This is a genomic window from Pseudonocardia parietis (assembly GCF_017876315.1).
Lineage (GTDB): Bacteria > Actinomycetota > Actinomycetes > Mycobacteriales > Pseudonocardiaceae > Pseudonocardia > Pseudonocardia parietis.
On record NZ_JAGINU010000004.1, the window covers coordinates 324,244 to 341,723 of the forward strand.

Here is a 17,480-nt window from a genome sequence, read left to right on the forward strand (position 1 = left end):
CGCTCTTGTCCGGTGAGGACTACGGTAGAAACGGGTCGGCCGCGCCGCAACCGCGGCGGCCGGACCCGCGCAGCGACTCTGTATTCGTGCCGTGCTCCAGCTGCGTTACGTCATCGCCGTCGAGCGGCGGCGGTAGCTGTCGGTCCATGGCATGGCGGGCAGCGTGTGCCCGGGCGCCTCCCACGATGCGGAGCTGGGTTCCACGGTGGGTCGCCACGCGCTTGAGCTTCACGAGTGCCTCCACCCCGGCCGGAGTCAGCGCTGTCACCCCACTCAGGTCGAGCACGACGTGCGCGGCCGCATCGAACGAGGCGCTGATCTGCTGTACAAGGACATCCACCCCTGCGCTGTCCACCGTGCCGGCCACCCGGGCGAGCACCTCGTGCGGTCGCGGCGCGTGCAACCGCACACTCATCGTCGCGTTCGTGCGCTTCGCCTTCGGTTGCACGCGCCACCTCCACACCAACCGGCCGCGCTACCGGCCAGGGATGACGGGATACCCCTGGTAAGGCGCGCGGAACCCGGGTGCGGGGCGAGCCCGTGGCGTGGTGTCTGCAACATCACGCCTCAGCCGCTTCCAGGCGCCACGGCAGCGAGGGTCAGCGCCTCGCATGCGCGATCTCGTGCACGACATTACGGCGGCAGCCGCGTCGGGGTACCGCCCCGCCGATCCGCGTGGCCGGGTCCGCTGGCCTAGTTTCGTCGGCCAGCGGACCGTCCTCGGCACCTTGGCGAATGCTATGGCCCGGACGAGTGGCGCGCCATGGAGCGGTACTACTGCTGAGCCTTCTAGTACTACAGTCACAGTTATGGTGCTCGGGAGCGGGCGTTGTAGTGGCAGTGTTGCGCTCGGGCTTGATGGCGTCGTCGCCATCGTGACCAGCTCAGGACACTGGCCAAGCAGGGTGTGGGAGTCCAGATCAGCCCGGCGAGTAGGCGGCGGATCTCGGGCAGGGTGAGTGGGATCAGCTCTGCGGCCTGGCGTGATCGTTTTTTTGGGCGTCGGCGCGGGTGACGGTCAGGAAGGCGTGGGCGAGCATGGCCAGGGTGATGTGGCGGTACCAGCCGTCGTAGCGGCGGACCTGGTAGTGATCAAGCCCGACCTCGCCTTTGGCGGTCTGGAAGGATTCCTCGATCGCCCACCGGGTCCCGGCGATGCGCGCCAGCTCGCGTAGTGGGGTTCGGGCCGGCGCCGAGCACAGGTAGTAGGCGATGTCGGTGGGGTCGGTCAGGCTCCGCCGGGCGAGCAGCCAGTAGCCGGGCCCGGCCAGCGGGCGGACCGCCGCTCGGGCCCATTGGTAGACCCGGGGGCCCTTGGCTCCGGCGCCGGTCGAGACGGTGCTCCAGGCCTGCGGCGCGAGCCCGGCGATCACCTCGTCGGCGCGCACGTCGATCCCGCCACCGGCTGCGGTAGTCGGGTGCACCCGCTGGCTGCAGGGCACGGCCACCACGTAGGACAGGCCGCGGTCTTCGAGCATCAGGCGCAGGCGACTGACCTGCCCGTAGGCTTCGTCAGCGGTCACCCACGACGCCGGGATCCCGGCGTCTACGGCGCGGGCGAGCATGTTCATGGCCAGCTCGGGTTTGGTGGCGAACCCGACCGCGTCGGGTACTCCGGCTTCCCGGCAGCGCGCCCGGTCGTCGGTCCACGAGGCGGGCAGGTAGAGCTCGCGGTCGAGGAAGGTGCGCCCGCCCGGGGCGGCGTAGCCGAGGAACACCCCGATCTGGCAGTTCTCCACCCGCCCCGCGGTGCCGGAGTACTGGCGCTGCACGCCGGCGGACTTGGTGCCCTTCTTCAGGAACCCGGTGTCGTCGACCACCAGTACCCCACCGGGATCGCCCAGGTGCTCGATGACGTAGTCGCGCAGGTCATCGCGCACCAGATCGGGGTCCCAGTCCGCGCCGACCAGCAGCCGCTGCATCCCCGCCGGGCGGGACTCACCGGCGGCTTCGGCCAGCGTCCAGGCGTTCTTGCGTTCCAACGGCGCCAGCAGGCCCCGCACATACTCACCGACACGCTCGCGGGGCTCGCTACGGGCAAACCGCGGCGCGATCCGCGCCTGCAGCTCCTCCAGTCCCGCTGCCCAGGTCGCTACCTCGGTCACGTAGACCCGGGGGCCCTTGGCTCCGGCGCCGGTCGAGACGGTGCTCCAGGCCTGCGGCGCGAGCCCGGCGATCACCTCGTCGGCGCGCACGTCGATCCCGCCACCGGCTGCGGTAGTCGGGTGCACCCGCTGGCTGCAGGGCACGGCCACCACGTAGGACAGGCCGCGGTCTTCGAGCATCAGGCGCAGGCGACTGACCTGCCCGTAGGCTTCGTCAGCGGTCACCCACGACGCCGGGATCCCGGCGTCTACGGCGCGGGCGAGCATGTTCATGGCCAGCTCGGGTTTGGTGGCGAACCCGACCGCGTCGGGTACTCCGGCTTCCCGGCAGCGCGCCCGGTCGTCGGTCCACGAGGCGGGCAGGTAGAGCTCGCGGTCGAGGAAGGTGCGCCCGCCCGGGGCGGCGTAGCCGAGGAACACCCCGATCTGGCAGTTCTCCACCCGCCCCGCGGTGCCGGAGTACTGGCGCTGCACGCCGGCGGACTTGGTGCCCTTCTTCAGGAACCCGGTGTCGTCGACCACCAGTACCCCACCGGGATCGCCCAGGTGCTCGATGACGTAGTCGCGCAGGTCATCGCGCACCAGATCGGGGTCCCAGTCCGCGCCGACCAGCAGCCGCTGCATCCCCGCCGGGCGGGACTCACCGGCGGCTTCGGCCAGCGTCCAGGCGTTCTTGCGTTCCAACGGCGCCAGCAGGCCCCGCACATACTCACCGACACGCTCGCGGGGCTCGCTACGGGCAAACCGCGGCGCGATCCGCGCCTGCAGCTCCTCCAGTCCCGCTGCCCAGGTCGCTACCTCGGTCACATTGACATCATCGACCACCTGCCAGACGTGATCTCATCCGCAGGTCATCACCAAGCCGACACGCCGATCGAGATCGTATTAACTGTGACTGTAGTACTAGTCCGCGGTGCCTACCAGGTTCGGCACTTCTCCGCGCGCGGCCTCGTGTGTAGCGACGGACTGTGGGTAGCTGCTCGGGTATGGCTGAGAACGACGAGACCGTCACGCTCAAGCCCGGGCAACGTGCTCCCGTGTCTGGGTTCTACGACTGCGACGCCAGGTGCGGGCATCGGTGGAGCACCGACGTGAAGGGCCACCCGATGCCGCCGCTTCCCCAGGAGTGCAAGGGAACGGTCTGGCGGCTCGCCCAGCGGCGTCCGACCTCGTGAGTACAGCGGCCGCGTCATCGGATCGTGCCGATACCTGCGAGAGCCACGAGATCGTTGTCGGTGTGCTGGCCGATCCCGACCTCCCGACCGCGGTCGCCGACCGGCTGGAGGGCACCTTGGAGGCCAAGCTGCCCGAACAGCTGGCGCATGTGCCGGTGCGGTGGCGGATCGAGATCGCCCGCGACGCGTTCGAGATGCACTCCGGCTACGAACGGCTACTCGACCGGGCCCGCGAACGGGTCCGGACCACCGACTGGGACCTGGCCATCTGCCTGACCGATGCGCCACTGCGTGACGACCACAGCGTGGTGCTGGCCGAGATCGGGGCCGAGGACAGCAACGCGGTGGTGTCGCTGCCCGCCATCGGCGGCGTCGACGTGGTGCGCCGGACACGCCGGCTCGTCGCGCTCCTGGTCGAACACCTGGCCGCCGGCGTCCTAACCGTGGACGGCACCCGCTCGGAACTGCGTGACGACCCGCGCCTGCGCCGCGCCCGCACCCTGCACGTGGTCAACCCGAGCGAGACCGACATCGGCAGCAAGATCGTGCTCGGCTACCGGCTCGGAATGGCCCGGCTGCTGCTCGGCATGACCCGCGCCAACCGGCCCTGGCGCCTGGCATGGGGCCTCTCGGCCGCGCTGGGCGGCTCCCTGGCCGGCTCCGCGTTCGGAGTGCTCTACTACAGCATCTGGATGCTCGCCGACTCCCTGTCCGAATGGCGGATCGCCCTCGTGTGCGCCGGCGCGATCGCCATCTACGTCCTCTGGCTCATCACCAGCCACGGCCTGTGGCAGGCGGACACCACATCGACCCGTCGCGACGACGTCCCCACCTCGCTGCGCAACGTCAGCACGGTGCTCACCGTCACGCTCGGCGCCCTGGTGTTCTTCACCGTCCTGTTCACCGGCGTCCTGGTCGCGTGCCTGCTGGTCATCACCCCGGACTACCTCGCCACGAACCTCGGACATCCGAGCGGGTTCGGCGACTACCTCGACACCGCACTGATGGCGACCGTGATGGGGATGGTCGCCGGCGCGGTCGGGTCCGGCCTCGAAGACGACACCACCATCCGCCACGCCACCTACGGCTACCGCGAGCGGCAACGCATGGACACCTGAGCCGGCCGGCTCAGACGAGCGCCTACGGCGCACTCGATGGTCATCGACGCGCGCGGACGCAGACGTCCCGAGTCCCGGTGCGTAGCCGCTGCCGGAGGCGTACGCGGTCGGCAAAGTATGCGCGGACCCGCTACGACGGTCGCGCAGCCGACCGGCGGCGGGTGCTGCTGGGTTCAGCGTTCCGGCTGGTGCGAGCTGTGCTCGGCGTTGATGCGCCGGGCCTCCTCGAGCTGATCTTCCAGGATGACGATGCGGCACGCTGCCTCGAGCCCGGTGCCCTCGTCGACCAGCGCCCGAACCCGGGTGGCCAACCGCAGCTGATAGCGAGAATAGCGGCGGTGCCCACCCCGCGAGCGTTGCGGGACGAGCAGTTTCACCTCGTCAAGACTGCGCAGGAACCCGGGTGTGGTGCCCAGCATCTCCGCTGCGCGGCCCATGGTGTAGGCGGGGTAATGCTCGTCCTCGAGCTTGTCTGTCGCGGTTTGTAGCTCTTCGGCCATTGCACCTTCACAGGTCGAGGGGCCCCGGCGCAGTCGCACCGGGGCCCCTGGGTTTGTCTCTCACACCATCGACCGGCTCATCGCCGGCTTCCTCGACCCCGCAGGACTCGGATACCAGCTCCTGCGGAATCGCATGTGCGTAGTAACCGAAGATCACCTTCCGTTCCAGACGAGGCGGAACCCATCCCGGCCCAGACGGGCAGCGGTGGGTCGGACAGTGCGCGAGGTCCCTTCTCCTCAGTGTTGCTGATCTTGCAGTGTTGCGGTGTTGCTGTGTCGCTCGCGGGTAGTTACGTCATCTCCCGCGCTTCTCAGACTTTCTCTTCCCTGACAGGACGGACACTACACACGCCTGTCGACGGATGTCTACCCCAGCTGCGTAAGGTTTTGTGTGCGGCGCGGACCAGCCGTGCCGTCGGCATCAGGCTTGTCGGCGGCCGAGGTGGCAGTTCGGCGCCACGGGTGAGCCACCGGCGCTCGACGAGCCCTGAACGGCGCTGACCCGCGGGTGCTTCGGTGTCGCGGAGCGCCGTCGGCGCTCCACCAGTACCGGCTGGGCGATGGGGGCACCGTGGTGTCGTCGACTCACGACCGCGGCGCGGTGCCGACGAGTCCCTCGGCCGGTCGGGCTACATGGCGTAGCCCAGTCCCCTGAGCGCCGCCGACGTCGCCGACCGCTCGTCCGAAGCACGGCACGGCGACGGATTCTCACTCTGGGGCGGCGCCGTGCTCGTGTTCTGAGCCAGCCGGTGTGCATCGTTGTCGCCCATGGCGGCTGTAGGCGGCTGGCGGACCGTCGGTGTCGGCGCGGGTTCTACGTTCGCCGTTGCCTGGTGTGCCAGGTGGCTGTGCGCTGGACGGGCGCCACTGTGTCGGACCGGGTGAGACGATGAGGGGACCACGGTTGCCGTAGGAGAAGGGACGGTGACGGTGATGGACAGCCACCATCCTCCGGAGGGCACACCGGAGGGCGCGGCGCTGGTGCTGGCCGTGGTGACCGCCCGGGCAGCGCGTGGCGAGGCGGTGGGGGTGCTGCGCTGCTGGGGGCAGTGCGGCACCGTGCAGGCGTGTCGAGCGTTGCGTGCTTGCGGCGACGCCCGGGCCCAGGAGGTCGAGGCGGCGCGCGTGGTGGCGCTGGTTGATGCCGTCGCTCAGCTCGGCGCCGACCCTGACTGGGACTGACCCGGCTGATCCTGGTGGTGTGTGGCGGCCAGGTCGGCGGGGTTCAGGGTGCCGGCGATCAGTGCCCGGACGACGTCGCGCACCGGGACCTGCTGGTGGCGGGCGTGGGCCCACAGCAGCTGCCAGGCGGTGTCGACGTCCACGCCGGTCCCGCCGGCCACGATCCCGACCGCCTGGCCGGTGGTGACCCGCTCGTGCAGCACGGTGATGGTGTGGCTGGCCAGGCGCGCTGAGCGCTGTTGCGGGTCGGGTTCGGCCAGCAGGGCCAGCACCGCCAGATCGGCCAGTATCCGCGCGAGCTGCGCGGACGCGGGGGTCAGTGCGCGGGGCGTGGGGTAGAGCAGGTTCACCCCGCCGACCGCGGTGTGATCGAGCTGCATCGGCACCGCGTGCACGGCGCGATATCCCGCCTGCAGCGCCGCCGGGGTGAACTCGGGCCAGCGCTCGCGCGCACCGTGCAGGTCCGCGGCGACCACGGGCTGGGCCTGGGCGATGCAGTCCACACACGGCCCCTGATCGATCTGGGATTGCAGCAGCTCCAGGAACTGCGAGCGCTCATCCGAGGCCGCGCCGACCTGCAACCCCCCGCGGGGGTCGACCAGGACGATCCCGACCGCGGCACCCGCGAACAGGCGCGTGCCCGCCTCGATCACCAGGGCGAGGGTGGTAGCGGGGTCGGGATCTTCGAGCAGGCTGGCGGTGATCTCGGCCAGCAGCGTGGCCGGCTGATCGTGCGGCTCGATCGCCTCGTCGAGCATGGGGGTCACCTCTTCGGGTCCGGGCGTCACCAGCGGCCGCATCGTCTGGCTAGCGCTGTGGGCTCAGCACTGTGGGCGCTGGTCACTCTGCCAGCTGGTCGAGATCGATCCGGCGATGCACGAGATCGTGGGCCAACTCCAGTATCGACCGGTCCTGACCGTAGGCATGCGCCCGTAGCCGGGTGAACGCGTCGTCGAGGCTCAGGCCCAACCGGGCGGCGAGCATGCCGGTCGCGATGTGCACATCCTGATACGACACCAGCGGGCGCGGCGCGTCCCGCCCGGCGCGCTGGGCCCGGGCGAACTGGTCGATGACCACCGCGGCCGCCAACTCGGCCAGCACCGCCGCGTCCAGGGCCTCGCTCACCCCCAATCCGCCCGGGCGGCGCCGATACAACGTCAGCGTGCCCACCCGGATCGCCCCGGCACGCAGCGCGAACGCGAACACCGCGCCCAGCCCGGCCTGGCCGGCCTCCCCGACGAAGCCCGGCCACCGGGCCGCCTGCTCGGACAGGGTGTCGATCAGGACCGGCTCCTCGGCCGTGAGCGCCTCCATTCCGGGGCCCTCGCCGAGGGTGTACTGCAGCTGCTCCAGGCGTGCGGCCCACTCGTCGCTGGCGCCGTGCAGTTCCTCCGAGCGCGACGCGGTCCGCAGACTCAACGCCGCCGCATCCACCGACGCCAACTCCGCCACGCAGGCCACACACACCGCGTGGGCGCAGCCGTCGGAGCCCGTGGCGCCCCCGGCGGCGAGCACCTCGCGCCACAGCTGCTGCCGACGTTGCCTGTCCACAACGACCCCTCGATCGATCACCAGCCGAGGCCTGGGGCACTCCACCGCCGCGACGCCCGGCCTCTGGCTGGCGTCAGCCTACGAGCCCTGTCTTCGTACCATCCGCCCCGACCGCCCGCGGGGCGGATGAAGGGCACGCTCGTGCCGTCCGTGGCGCACTCGCCCGCCGATCACAGCCGTGGTGGCGAGGCGGCGGTAGCGTTGTGCGGCGCGGTCGAGCAGGCGGCCGCGGATCCGACCGGAACGGGGCGCAGGTCGTGATGACTGTGCGCACCCGGTACCCGGAGGCCATGCGGCGCCCTCATCGCGCCTCAGATGGGGAGCGCATGCCGCTTCGGCTCTGCCGTGCCAGCATGCGGCCCGACCCGCGCTGGCCCCGGATATGGTTTTGCTCGTGGTGGGAGTCCGCGCATGCACCCTGAACAGAACGACCAGCTGGCCACCGTCCTGCGCAGGACCGCCCGCGACCTGATCGCCCATCGCAGCATCAGCGACCTGGAGCAGTCCCTGGAGCAGATCGTGGCCGCGGCCGTGGACACCGTGCCCGGTGTCGACGCGGGCGGGATCTCGATGACCGAGCACGGCCACATCACCTCGCGCAGCCCCACCACCGACGACGTCCGCAAACTCGACCAGATTCAAGCCGAGCTGCACGAGGGTCCCTGCATCTCCGCCGCCGAACACCCACCCGCCGACGGGGTCGTCCTCGCCGCGGACCTGGCCGAGGAGCCCGACACGAGCCGGTGGCCGCGCTTCGCCCCGAAGGCCGTGGAGCAGGGCTACCGCTCGATGATGTCGACTTCGCTGTCGGCCAACGGCAGGATCCGGGCCGCGCTCAACCTCTACTCCCGCACCGCCGGGGTGTTCGACGAGTCCGCGCGGACCCTGGCCGGGCTGTTCGGGGCCCAGGCCGCGGTGCTGCTCTACGGCGTCGATCACGCCGCGCAGATGGCCCAGGCCCTGGCCACCCGCGACATGATCGGCCGGGCGAAAGGCATCCTGATGGAACGCTTCGGCGTCGACGACAGCCACGCCTTCCAGATGCTGGTGCGTTCCTCGCAGCACACCAACCTCAAACTCGCCGACATCGCCGCCTCGCTCACCGCCGACACCGGTCGCGAACACCGCCTCTGACCCACGCTCCCCGCGCCCCGCCAGCAGGGCGCCGTTCGTCCCGAGCCCCGGGCCCCGGGGCCCGGATCGCGGGGCGCCGGCCTCGGGGCCACCGTGGAGATCCCAGGGGGTGTTGCCTGCCTGACGGTCATGGTTGCGGCCGTGGACTCACGGGTATCCAATGCCCGAGTCGCACCGCGATCGGCACCCGGCGCCGTAGGCGAAACGCTGGGTGGATCGCATGTGGCGGGTCGAGCCACCGGCCGCCGTATCCTTTCCGTTCCCGCCGCCACCACAGCGCGGGCGGGAACTGCGAGCCAGGGGGTGTGGATCCCATGACCCAGGTATCGGCCCAGCTCACCGTCCGGGCCACCCGGCCCAATCCACGCAGCGTGCTGGTCACCGTCGGCGGCGAAATCGATCTGGCCACGGCGCCGACGCTGACCACCGCGCTACGCGACCTGGTCGCCATCCCCGGCGGCGGCCACACCGTGATCGATCTACGCGCAGTGTCGTTTCTCGCAGCATGCGGGGTTCGCGCACTGGCCGTGACCCGCGATCACGCCGCGACCACCGGCACCACCATGAGCACCACAGCGGGCACCCATAGCGTGGTCGGGCGCGCGCTCGCCCTGCTGGGCTGGGTGCATGATCCCTGCTGCACGCTCGACACGACCCCGACTCAGCTCGGGCTCGGCGCGCACCGCGACGAACCGACCACCGTCCCCTGCCTTGCGCGCCCGACACGAGCCGACCAGTACCGGCCCAGCGCCGCCGCCCCGCGGGAACCCACAGCACCTCTCACCGCGCCGTAAGCGGGTAACCCAGCACAGTAGCCGCCACCAGCTACACCGGGCGCAAGGCGATCAGATGGACCGCCGCCAGTCCTGCGGATCGGCCAACAGCAGAGCGGGCGCGTCGGTCTCGAGCAGCCCCGCAGCGGTCGCAGTGCCAGAATTTATCCCCCGCACCTGGAGCACGGCGCCCAGGCAGCCGGCCACGATCGCGCCGTGGAGGAAGTCTCGGACGGCGCCAGATCCGCGGGAGCCGATGTCGAGGTGATCTCCGCGTTTCGGGGGATGGCACGATGACGCGGCGCGTGACCAGTTGTGGGCGCCTTGCAGGTGGGTGTCTGCTCGCCGTCACCCCGGACCACAGCCGAGACTGATCGCGTCCGCAACTGGAACCTCTACGGCGCTCGGTCAGTCCACTGCCGGCACCATCCGAGACACCAGCGTCACCTCGGTGCCGGGATCAGCGGGCACGATCGCCATCTGCTCGACCAGCTCACGCATCAACGGGATCCCCATCCCGCGATACCGCGCCCACTGCGGGTCGGCGTCCGGTTCGCGCCACCGGCCCCGGTCGCGCACCTGGATACGGATTCGCCGTCCCTCGGTCGTCACCGTCACCTCGGCGGTGATCTGCACGGTCTGCTCGTCGTCATTGGCGCCGCGGGGAGCGGCCCCGGCATGCTCGATGGCGTTCGTGACCGCCTCGCCGACCGCTAGCAGCAGGTCGTCGCCACTGGTATCCGGCCAGGCCAGAAATTTCAACCAGTCGCGAAAGTGGCCCCGGGCCACCGGGATCGAGCCGGGATCCACTGACACCGTCACCGTGCACGCCGTGTCGCTACAGCACACCGGGCGCTCCCTCCTCGGCGCCCAGGGGCGCCTGCCAGCATTGTCATCACACCAGCGGCGGGCTACCCACGGTGGGACTCGGTCAACCGGGCTCGCCGCTGCCCCCAGCTGGCCTAACCTCCGGCGGTCCTCGGCTGTGTCCACGCGCTCGATCGCGGACCACAGCCGTCCATTCGTATCTGAAGCAACGATCGGATTCTTGATCGCGTCCCGAGCTGCTGCTCCCGATTGATCCGGATGCGCCCGGATTGACCAGCCCGCGGAACAGCTTCTGTTCGGCATTGGCGCGCCGGTGCCCCACACTCGGTGGCGTTGCTGCTCGACCACGAGGTCAGGGGCCATGGCCGCGACACGCGCGGACCCCGGCTGGTCCGATCTGGTCCGAGCCCGCCCGCGGCGCAGCATTCGGTGCGGACTCCCCAGTTACGGACATCCGATCTCGTTGTATCCCGAGGAAGCGCACGCAAACGCATCCCCGCCTACCCTGGGGTCCGGTTAGTACTGCAACGGCGGTTCGTCAGGTAGGTGGGCGTTGGCCGCGGCGGCGGTAGTGGCAGGTCCGGGCCTGATGTTGTCGGCGTCGGCGCCAAACCGACCAGGCGATCGTGGTCGCCACGCAGGCCGCTGGAGTGAGAACCAGCCGGGCGAGTAGGCGGCGGATCTCGTTGCCGCTCAAGGGGATCAACTGATCGTTGTCGGGTGGAGGCCCCCCTTTTCGGCCTCCCGGGTGCGGGTGGCGGCGAGGTAGGCAGCGGCGAGCATGGCCAGGGTGATGTGGGCATACCACGCTCGGTAGGAGCGCACTTGGTACTGGTCGAGGCCGGCTTCGTTCTTCGCGGTCTGGAAGCATTCCTCGATCGCCCACCGGGCGCCGGCGACCCGAACCAACTCCCGCAGCGGCGTCCCGGACGGTGCAGCGCAGCGGTAGAACGCCAACTCCCGCAGGGTCTTGCCCTCGCCAGGTTCGGTCTGGCGACGGACCAGCAGCCAGTGTCCCCACCCGGCGGGTAGCCCGGCGGGGTCGAGAGTGACCACGGTCCAGTCGTAGTCCCGGTCGCCGTGCGCGCCCGCGCCGACCGAGCGCCGCTCCCAGCCACTGCGGCCGGTATCGGGGTCACGGGCCCCGGCGATGCTGGCCAGGATCTTGGCCTGGCGGCGGTGCCCGTCGGGACTGCGCAACACGTCGTCGTTGCGGGTGGCCAGCACGAACGGCATCTCGCGGTCGGCGAGCCACGTTCGGAAGGTCGGGTTCTGCCCATAGGCCTCGTCGGCGGTCACCCACGATCCGGGGGCGAGCAGCCCGGTGGCGTGGGCGCGGTCGAGCATCGCCAACCCGAGCTGCGGTTTCGTCGCGAACCCCACCTCGTCGGGCACGTCGGCCTTCGCACAGCGATCGCGGTCCTCGGTCCACGACGTCGGCAGGTAGAGCTCCCGGTCGATCAGCGCCCGCCCCCGCGAACTGGCGTAGGCCAGGAACACCCCGAGCTGACAGTTGTCGATCTTCCCGGTGGTGCCGGTGTACTGTCGCTGCACCCCGGCCGAGCGCACGCCCTTCTTGACGAACCCGGTCTCATCGACCACGAACACCCCCGACGCCGGGTCGCCGAGCGCATCCAGGGCATAGTCGCGGACGTCGTCACGGACCCCGTCGACGTCCCAGTCCGCGGTCCGCAACAGCCGCTGTGTCGAGTCCGGCGACATTGCACCCGCATGTTCGGCCAGCGTCCAGCCGTTCTTGCGTTCCAACCCCGCGAGCAGTCCACGCACGTAGGTGCCGGCCCGGCCGCGAGGCTCCCGACGGAAGAACCGCGGCCCGATCGACGCGATCACCTCGTCCAACGCCGCCACCCACCCAGCAAGATCCACCACACGACGATCATCACCGCCGAACCCGGACCAGCCTCTCACGACACGCCGAACCGCCGTTGCAGTATTAGGTCGTGGAGGGCCTCGAGCAGGGCGCGGTGGAGCTGGTCGACGCGGTCGTCGTCGCGTTCGCGTTGCTCGGCCTGCGCTTGGTCCGGGTTGGTAATGGCGTCCTGGACGCTGCGGGCCAATCCGACGGCCAGGCGACACATCTCGGTGAACTGATCGGCCACCGGGTCGGGGATCGCGGATTCGGGATGGCGCAGGCGGACGGTCTCGGCGATGTGACGGGCCAGTCCCCATCCGTTCGGTCTTGTCGGCGATCTGGAGGCCGGTGACGACCTGGCGCAGGTCTCGGGCGACCGGGGCCTACAGCGCCAGGAGCTGTTCGGCGTGTCCGGCCCAGCGTGCGCGGTGGGTGTCGATCGTGTCGTCGTTGTCGATGACCTGTTCGGCCAGGGCCAGGTCGGTGTGGAGCAGGGCGCGGGCAGCGTTGTCGAGGGCGTCGGCGGCCAGCCCGCACATGGTGGCCAGCCCGCTACCCAATTGTTCGAGGTCGCCGTGGAAGAGCTCTCGCACCTGGCCAGTGTGACCGGTGCCGTCGGGCCGGCGTGCTGCGGCCGCTCCGGCGCGGTGGTCCCCGCTGAGCGACGGTTGTGCGGCCTTCGAGGCTCGCGGGCAAGGCGGCTCCCACAAGGGTCGTCGCACGAACTCGTCGATCGAGGCAGATGTGCACCGCGTGATGGCCGTCGACTGCGCTCCTCCTGTTGGGTTGCTACAGCGGCCGCGCGATCGGGCGAACACGCCGGCGAGCGCGGGTCGGGTCGCGGTCCTGCTCGCCCCCCTGTGCGACGACGCTCGCGTCCCAGCGATCCACCAGGTCTGAGTAAACCATCGGCGTGCGTTGACCAACTCTCGCTCCTGGCCACTTCATTGAACCGAGACTCTTGACGAACATAAACCTCCAGTGCACACTACAGATATGCGTTCGGGCGCTACCGAGAGCGGCCGGACGTCGGGTTGTAGGACATGGCGTCATGGGGGGCTCGCCGCTGCACGAGACCCCGTCGACCGCCGGATACGGAGGGAGTGAGCTTCCATGCTGATGAGGACTGACCCGTTCCGTGCACTGGATCGGCTGGCTCAGCAGGCATTCGACTCGCCGGGCGGCACCTGGTCGCGGCCCGCGGCGATGCCGATGGACGCCTGGCGGCACGGCGACGAGTTCGTGGTCGAGTTCGACCTGCCCGGGATCGACCCGGATGCGGTCGAGCTGTCGGTGGAGCGCAACACGCTCACGGTGAAGGCCGAGCGTCGCCCGCGCGCCGGTGAGGAGCCGGTGGAGTGGGTCGCCTCGGAACGGCCCTATGGCGTGTTCTCGCGTCAGCTACTCCTCGGTGAGGGCCTCGACACCGACCGGGTCCAGGCTTCCTACGACGCCGGGGTGTTGCGTATCCGGGTCCCGGTCGCCGAGGCGGCCAAGCCGCGGACGATCTCCATCGCCTCCGGGACCGATCACGACCGCACCCAGATCGAGGCCTGACGGCCCGGGCGCGGCGCGCCGCCGGAATCGTTCGCCGGCGCGCCGGGCCCGGACGACTCAGGGGGTGATATCGGTGCTCGTCGACGTCGACCTTGCCGGGGAGGTCGATGCGGTGTTCGACGAGGTGTTCGTCGAGCTGATGCTCGACAACGGGATGGCCGAACCGCAGGAAGAGCTTGCGCAGCCACCCCGCAGCTCGTCGCTCGGGTGTTGTCACGCACGACGTGTCGCACCGGGCACGGGCAGGGAGGCAGCTGCCTCGGCAGCAGTAGAAGCACCGTCGCCGCAGCGACTTCGACCGACCCAACGCTCACCTCCGCCCGTCGGCGACCCGACGCGGTGAAGAAGCCGAAGGGGGTGAGCTAGCCGGCGCACGATCGAGGCTGGGAGCGGCCATCGCCGCTCCCAGCCTCACTGATGCCACGTCTACTTCCCGGCCCTGGCAGGCGCTTGAAGCCGCCTCAACGGCGTGCAGAACGACGTCCGCTCTCACCAGCTCCACCTATGACCGATCCGATCGCGGCTGCCGCGATTGTTCGGTGCACCGAAGCTGATCTGTGAGCTGATCTGCGCCAGGGTCCCGGCGGTGACAGCGGTCGGTCCCCGGGTGTTGGCGCGGCACCTCATGCAGTAGACGGCGCGCTTTCCTTTGATCCGGCCGTGTCGAGCGTGGGCGTACTCTTCGTGTCGCGCCCCGTGCGGCCCGCGGGAGCAGCAATACGGCGGCGAGGCCCCCATCACTGCAGCGTCGGTCTCCGCTCAGCGTCGCTCCACCGACCCGACCGACGACACCGACGACATGGTCGCAGGCGACTCGGCTGGGCTCACTCGTCCCGCGCGCCTGCTCGCCACCCACTGATCGTGGACGACCATTCCGGCCCCGGCCAGCGGCAACGCCATCAGTGCGACCACCGCCCAAACGACGTCATAGGTGCGGCCGACCCAGTCGGCCAGAACCACTCCCCCCAGGACCACACCGAGCACCGCAACTGCGGCCCCGAGCGCACGACCCGTCCGGAGAACTGCCCGTAGCAGCACGCCCATCCCCCTCTCCATTACGTCGTCGAGTCCTTTCCCGTCGGCCTCCGTCACCCCGTTTCAGCGCGGGCGCCGCTCGGATCCGCCGCCGGTTCGAGAGCCCGCAGCGCCGTGTCCAGATCTGGATAGGTCCGCAGCCGGCGCAGCACGGCCCGCTCCCCTGGAGTGACGCGGGGGCCGAGGTGGTCGGTGCAGACCAGATGAAGCCCCAGTCCCCGCCGCTGCTCCACGGCGTGGCGGGCGTATTGCAGGGCGCGAATGCCGCGGGGCGTGGTCGTGGCGCCCGCCAGGTCCACGACGACGTGCCGCGTGGCCGCCCAGCCGGACGCCAGAAGGTGCAGGTGGGCATCGAGCAGCCGCAGCAGGTGTCCGCCGGCCTCCGCGTCCAGCACCCCGTCGACACGGATCCGATACACCCCCGCGCGCGGCTGATCACCCTTCACCCGGCTCATGCCCACGACTCCCGAAACTTGTAGTTTTCAGTGTAGGATATTGGTCATAGGCTGGTCAACATAGAGAGAGGTGGGTGCCGCACTAGTCAGCGCACCGGTCAAGGCTGAGATGGATCTTGAGGTGTGGGGCTGCACCTCGCTCAGACCGGCTTCGAGCACAAAAGTTGTCGTCACAGCGTTATTATTTGTAGGTGAACGGCGTGCGACACACGTGGTACGTCGCGACCGAGAGGAGGCTCCGATGGGAGTGGAGCGACTCGACGACCCCGACTACCCGGCGATGGCGATGGGGCAGGCCGCTCACCTTCTCGACGTCGAGCCGGCGTTCCTGCGCAGCCTCGACAACGCCGGCGCGGTCAACCCGCACCGCTCGACCGGCGGGCACCGTCGTTATTCGCGTCGCCAGCTCGAGCAGGCAGTGCGGCTCCGCGAGTTGCTCGACGACGGACACTCGTTGGAGTCGGCCGCAACGATCGATCAGCTCCGTGCTGATCTGAGCGCGAGCGAGTCCCGGTTGACCGCTGCGAACGCCGAGGTCGAGCGCCTACGCAACGAACTCGACAACCTCACCCGCCCGCCGTCGAACGAGGACGAGCCGACCGCGCGTGAGACGGCGGAGGCAGATCCGACCGCGACCGCGGTCTCCAGCGAGGACGCGACCCAATGAGCGCCTCCCCGATCACGAGCGTCGCCCCGCGAGCACCGGGCGCGGACGATGCTCGTGTCCGGGACGATGCCGTCCGGCGTCTGATCGGCGAGCATGCGCGCGAGCTCGTGGATGGTCGGCTCTCGACCCACGACATCGTCCAGGCCGTCGAGGACAGCTGGACCGATCTGCGCCTCGCCGGCGCCCCACCGGCCTGCCTGCCTGAGCTGATCGAGCGGCTCGCTCGGGTCCGCCTCACCGACACCAGCAGTCACGCCCTGCTCGCGGAAGACCCCTGCCGCCACTGAGCGCGCCGCGCAGCACCTTCCCTTTTCGACCCGCTCCATTGGCGACGCCGGTTCATCACGACGACCCGACGAAGAGTGGCGAGCACAAGACCCGCGCCGCGAACGGCTCCGCGGGCGGACGGGCACCGACGCTCGATATCGAGCCTTCGTGCTCATCCCGGCGCGAGAACGTCCAGCGCCTCTCGATCAGCGACGCCAGGGCTCAGCACGTAGCGGCCCCCAGCATGACCGACCGCAGGCACTCCTCCCGTGGGCCTTACCGGCAGCGATCCGGCTCGGTTTCGCCGTCGCCCCGCGCGCGTTCGTCCCCAGTCCTGTCTGGCGCTCCGACCGTGTCCCGTACCCGGTGCAGGAGGTCATCAAGAGTGTCGGCCTGTGGCTGGCTGAGCCCGAGCGTCGCGGGGGCGTTGAATTTCCGTACCTGGGGCCATGCAGCGGCGAGGAGTGCCCGACCGGCGTCGGTGAGTCGGATCCCGACGCGTCGTCCACGCCCACCCGGCCCGTCGCGCGCTATCAGTCCGCGTGCGAGTAGCGACTCCACCAGCTCACCCATGCTCTGCGGGCGCAACAGTACCCCGCGTGCCAGGTCGGCCTGTGTGCGCGGCTCGTGGTCCTCGAGCTGGGCCAGCACCCCGAACTGGGTCGGGGTGAGCCCGACCTCGGCGAACACCCTTCTCCAGTAACAGGCTCCTGATACACATTCTGACGAGCGCGCGAGGTGGAAGATGACCGTGCAGTGGTGAACACACCGGCTGTGGCTCGTGTATGTGCTCGGCGCGGGAGCGTGGCCGCCCGGATCGGGGCGGGCGCGTATGTCCTCTGGGGTGCCCTGCATCTGGGCGTGGGCGTGAGCATGGTGGTCAGCGCCCTCACGGACAGCTCCCGTGCGACCGCAGGCGAGCTCGGCGCCGAGAGCACCATGTTCTTCGTCTGTGCCGCCGTGCTCGGCGCTCAAGCGATCGGGGTCGGCGTCACTCTTAACCGGCGCAACGATCGGGCCGGCTACTGGATCAACCTGCTCACGCTCGGCGTGGTCGACGCGGCTTTTGTCCCGATCCTGGTGGTTCCTGGCCATGTCGACCTGATCGGCGGCCTCAGTGGTCCGGCGCTGTGGCTCGTCGCGGCAATTGCCACCACGACGGCCCGGCTGCACGACCAACGAGGGGTGCTGCTCCGCACCCCTCGGCGCAACCCTGCTGTTACCCGCTCGCGCTGAGCCTGCTGGGCCTGCTCCTGGCCC

At 70.2% G+C, this 17,480-nt stretch carries 20 protein-coding genes and 2 pseudogenes; 9 read left to right on the forward strand and 13 right to left on the reverse strand.

Going from position 1 to position 17,480, the window contains the following annotated elements; all coding sequences use genetic code 11:
- Positions 1 to 19: 19 nt before the first annotated feature.
- The 3 genes and pseudogenes from JOF36_RS37695 to JOF36_RS39860 all read right to left on the reverse strand — a co-directional run.
- Positions 20 to 448, reverse strand: a complete 429-nt coding sequence (locus tag JOF36_RS37695) for an STAS domain-containing protein (protein WP_210036994.1) — start codon at positions 446 to 448, stop codon at positions 20 to 22.
- 538 nt (positions 449 to 986) lie between these two features.
- Positions 987 to 2,105: pseudogene (locus JOF36_RS39855) on the reverse strand (IS701 family transposase); the annotation flags it as partial.
- Positions 2,106 to 2,912 (reverse strand): annotated as a pseudogene (locus JOF36_RS39860) (IS701 family transposase); the annotation flags it as partial.
- Positions 2,913 to 3,342: 430 nt separating this feature from the next.
- On the opposite strand from JOF36_RS39860, the gene JOF36_RS37705 reads away from it, so the two are divergent.
- Complete coding sequence (locus tag JOF36_RS37705) at positions 3,343 to 4,398, forward strand: hypothetical protein (RefSeq protein ID WP_210036996.1); 1,056 nt, start codon at positions 3,343 to 3,345, stop codon at positions 4,396 to 4,398.
- A gap of 173 nt (positions 4,399 to 4,571) precedes the next feature.
- Here the strand turns inward: JOF36_RS37705 and JOF36_RS37710 are convergent, their stop codons facing one another.
- On the reverse strand, positions 4,572 to 4,898 hold the full coding sequence (locus JOF36_RS37710; protein WP_210036997.1) for a MerR family transcriptional regulator: 327 nt from the start codon (positions 4,896 to 4,898) through the stop codon (positions 4,572 to 4,574).
- Positions 4,899 to 5,822: 924 nt separating this feature from the next.
- On the opposite strand from JOF36_RS37710, the gene JOF36_RS37715 reads away from it, so the two are divergent.
- Positions 5,823 to 6,080 carry a hypothetical protein gene (locus JOF36_RS37715; RefSeq protein WP_210036998.1) on the forward strand — a complete coding sequence of 86 codons (258 nt, stop codon included), beginning with the start codon at positions 5,823 to 5,825 and terminating at the stop codon, positions 6,078 to 6,080.
- Here the strand turns inward: JOF36_RS37715 and JOF36_RS37720 are convergent.
- Positions 6,050 to 6,838 carry a GAF and ANTAR domain-containing protein gene (locus JOF36_RS37720; protein WP_210036999.1) on the reverse strand — a complete coding sequence of 263 codons (789 nt, stop codon included), beginning with the start codon at positions 6,836 to 6,838 and terminating at the stop codon, positions 6,050 to 6,052. The genes JOF36_RS37715 and JOF36_RS37720 overlap by 31 nt on opposite strands.
- Positions 6,839 to 6,920: 82 nt before the next feature.
- Positions 6,921 to 7,631, reverse strand: coding sequence for an ANTAR domain-containing protein (locus JOF36_RS37725; RefSeq protein WP_307862827.1), 711 nt, complete (start codon positions 7,629 to 7,631; stop codon positions 6,921 to 6,923).
- A gap of 411 nt (positions 7,632 to 8,042) precedes the next feature.
- Between JOF36_RS37725 and JOF36_RS37730 the strand changes: the two genes are divergently transcribed.
- Both JOF36_RS37730 and JOF36_RS37735 read left to right on the forward strand, forming a co-directional pair.
- Positions 8,043 to 8,765: a GAF and ANTAR domain-containing protein gene (locus JOF36_RS37730; RefSeq protein WP_210037000.1), complete on the forward strand. Its 723-nt coding sequence runs from the start codon at positions 8,043 to 8,045 to the stop codon at positions 8,763 to 8,765.
- Between the two features lie 371 nt (positions 8,766 to 9,136).
- Positions 9,137 to 9,559: an STAS domain-containing protein gene (locus JOF36_RS37735; protein WP_210037001.1), complete on the forward strand. Its 423-nt coding sequence runs from the start codon at positions 9,137 to 9,139 to the stop codon at positions 9,557 to 9,559.
- A 387-nt stretch (positions 9,560 to 9,946) separates the two neighbouring features.
- Here the strand turns inward: JOF36_RS37735 and JOF36_RS41285 are convergent, their stop codons facing one another.
- From JOF36_RS41285 to JOF36_RS37755, 4 genes are all read right to left on the reverse strand, one after another.
- The gene (locus JOF36_RS41285) at positions 9,947 to 10,360 is read right to left on the reverse strand and encodes an ATP-binding protein (protein ID WP_210037002.1); all 414 of its coding nucleotides are present in this window, start codon (positions 10,358 to 10,360) and stop codon (positions 9,947 to 9,949) included.
- A gap of 708 nt (positions 10,361 to 11,068) precedes the next feature.
- Positions 11,069 to 12,256 (reverse strand): IS701 family transposase, encoded by a 1,188-nt coding sequence (locus JOF36_RS37745; protein ID WP_372447481.1) that lies wholly within the window; start codon positions 12,254 to 12,256, stop codon positions 11,069 to 11,071.
- A gap of 35 nt (positions 12,257 to 12,291) precedes the next feature.
- Complete coding sequence (locus JOF36_RS37750; protein WP_210037003.1) at positions 12,292 to 12,486, reverse strand: PhoU domain-containing protein; 195 nt, start codon at positions 12,484 to 12,486, stop codon at positions 12,292 to 12,294.
- Positions 12,487 to 12,622: 136 nt separating this feature from the next.
- Positions 12,623 to 12,832, reverse strand: coding sequence for a PhoU domain-containing protein (locus JOF36_RS37755; protein ID WP_210037004.1), 210 nt, complete (start codon positions 12,830 to 12,832; stop codon positions 12,623 to 12,625).
- A 520-nt stretch (positions 12,833 to 13,352) separates the two neighbouring features.
- Between JOF36_RS37755 and JOF36_RS37760 the strand changes: the two genes are divergently transcribed.
- The gene (locus JOF36_RS37760) at positions 13,353 to 13,796 is read left to right on the forward strand and encodes an Hsp20/alpha crystallin family protein (protein WP_210037005.1); all 444 of its coding nucleotides are present in this window, start codon (positions 13,353 to 13,355) and stop codon (positions 13,794 to 13,796) included.
- A gap of 73 nt (positions 13,797 to 13,869) precedes the next feature.
- The gene (locus JOF36_RS37765) at positions 13,870 to 14,139 is read left to right on the forward strand and encodes a hypothetical protein (RefSeq protein ID WP_210037006.1); all 270 of its coding nucleotides are present in this window, start codon (positions 13,870 to 13,872) and stop codon (positions 14,137 to 14,139) included.
- Positions 14,140 to 14,555: 416 nt separating this feature from the next.
- Here the strand turns inward: JOF36_RS37765 and JOF36_RS37770 are convergent, their stop codons facing one another.
- A complete protein-coding gene (locus tag JOF36_RS37770; RefSeq protein WP_210037007.1) occupies positions 14,556 to 14,840 on the reverse strand; it encodes a hypothetical protein in 285 nt (94 codons plus the stop codon).
- A gap of 44 nt (positions 14,841 to 14,884) precedes the next feature.
- On the reverse strand, positions 14,885 to 15,286 hold the full coding sequence (locus JOF36_RS37775; RefSeq protein WP_210037008.1) for a hypothetical protein: 402 nt from the start codon (positions 15,284 to 15,286) through the stop codon (positions 14,885 to 14,887).
- Positions 15,287 to 15,527: 241 nt separating this feature from the next.
- On the opposite strand from JOF36_RS37775, the gene JOF36_RS37780 reads away from it, so the two are divergent.
- Together JOF36_RS37780 and JOF36_RS37785 are read left to right on the forward strand one after the other, a co-directional pair.
- Positions 15,528 to 15,953, forward strand: a complete 426-nt coding sequence (locus tag JOF36_RS37780) for a helix-turn-helix domain-containing protein (RefSeq protein ID WP_210037009.1) — start codon at positions 15,528 to 15,530, stop codon at positions 15,951 to 15,953.
- Positions 15,950 to 16,240 (forward strand): hypothetical protein, encoded by a 291-nt coding sequence (locus tag JOF36_RS37785; protein WP_210037010.1) that lies wholly within the window; start codon positions 15,950 to 15,952, stop codon positions 16,238 to 16,240. The genes JOF36_RS37780 and JOF36_RS37785 overlap by 4 nt, the downstream gene beginning before the upstream one ends.
- A gap of 256 nt (positions 16,241 to 16,496) precedes the next feature.
- On the opposite strand, the gene JOF36_RS41570 is transcribed toward JOF36_RS37785, so the two are convergent.
- Positions 16,497 to 17,075, reverse strand: coding sequence for a MarR family winged helix-turn-helix transcriptional regulator (locus JOF36_RS41570; RefSeq protein ID WP_372447491.1), 579 nt, complete (start codon positions 17,073 to 17,075; stop codon positions 16,497 to 16,499).
- Here JOF36_RS41570 and JOF36_RS37795 point away from each other — a divergent pair.
- A complete protein-coding gene (locus tag JOF36_RS37795; protein WP_210037012.1) occupies positions 17,025 to 17,456 on the forward strand; it encodes a hypothetical protein in 432 nt (143 codons plus the stop codon). The genes JOF36_RS41570 and JOF36_RS37795 overlap by 51 nt on opposite strands.
- Positions 17,457 to 17,480 lie beyond the last annotated feature (24 nt).

Bases quoted from the DNA above. Each gene is read 5' to 3' on its own strand.
- JOF36_RS37785 (WP_210037010.1), top strand. From the start codon at position 15,950: ATGAGCGCCTCCCCGATCACGAGCGTCGCCCCGCGAGCACCGGGCGCG.
- JOF36_RS41570 (WP_372447491.1), bottom strand. From the start codon at position 17,075: ATGCAGGGCACCCCAGAGGACATACGCGCCCGCCCCGATCCGGGCGGC.
- JOF36_RS37730 (WP_210037000.1), top strand. From the start codon at position 8,043: ATGCACCCTGAACAGAACGACCAGCTGGCCACCGTCCTGCGCAGGACC.
- JOF36_RS37710 (WP_210036997.1), bottom strand. From the start codon at position 4,898: ATGGCCGAAGAGCTACAAACCGCGACAGACAAGCTCGAGGACGAGCAT.
- JOF36_RS37720 (WP_210036999.1), bottom strand. From the start codon at position 6,838: ATGCTCGACGAGGCGATCGAGCCGCACGATCAGCCGGCCACGCTGCTG.
- JOF36_RS37775 (WP_210037008.1), bottom strand. From the start codon at position 15,286: ATGAGCCGGGTGAAGGGTGATCAGCCGCGCGCGGGGGTGTATCGGATC.
- JOF36_RS37760 (WP_210037005.1), top strand. From the start codon at position 13,353: ATGCTGATGAGGACTGACCCGTTCCGTGCACTGGATCGGCTGGCTCAG.
- JOF36_RS37780 (WP_210037009.1), top strand. From the start codon at position 15,528: ATGGGAGTGGAGCGACTCGACGACCCCGACTACCCGGCGATGGCGATG.
- JOF36_RS37770 (WP_210037007.1), bottom strand. From the start codon at position 14,840: ATGGGCGTGCTGCTACGGGCAGTTCTCCGGACGGGTCGTGCGCTCGGG.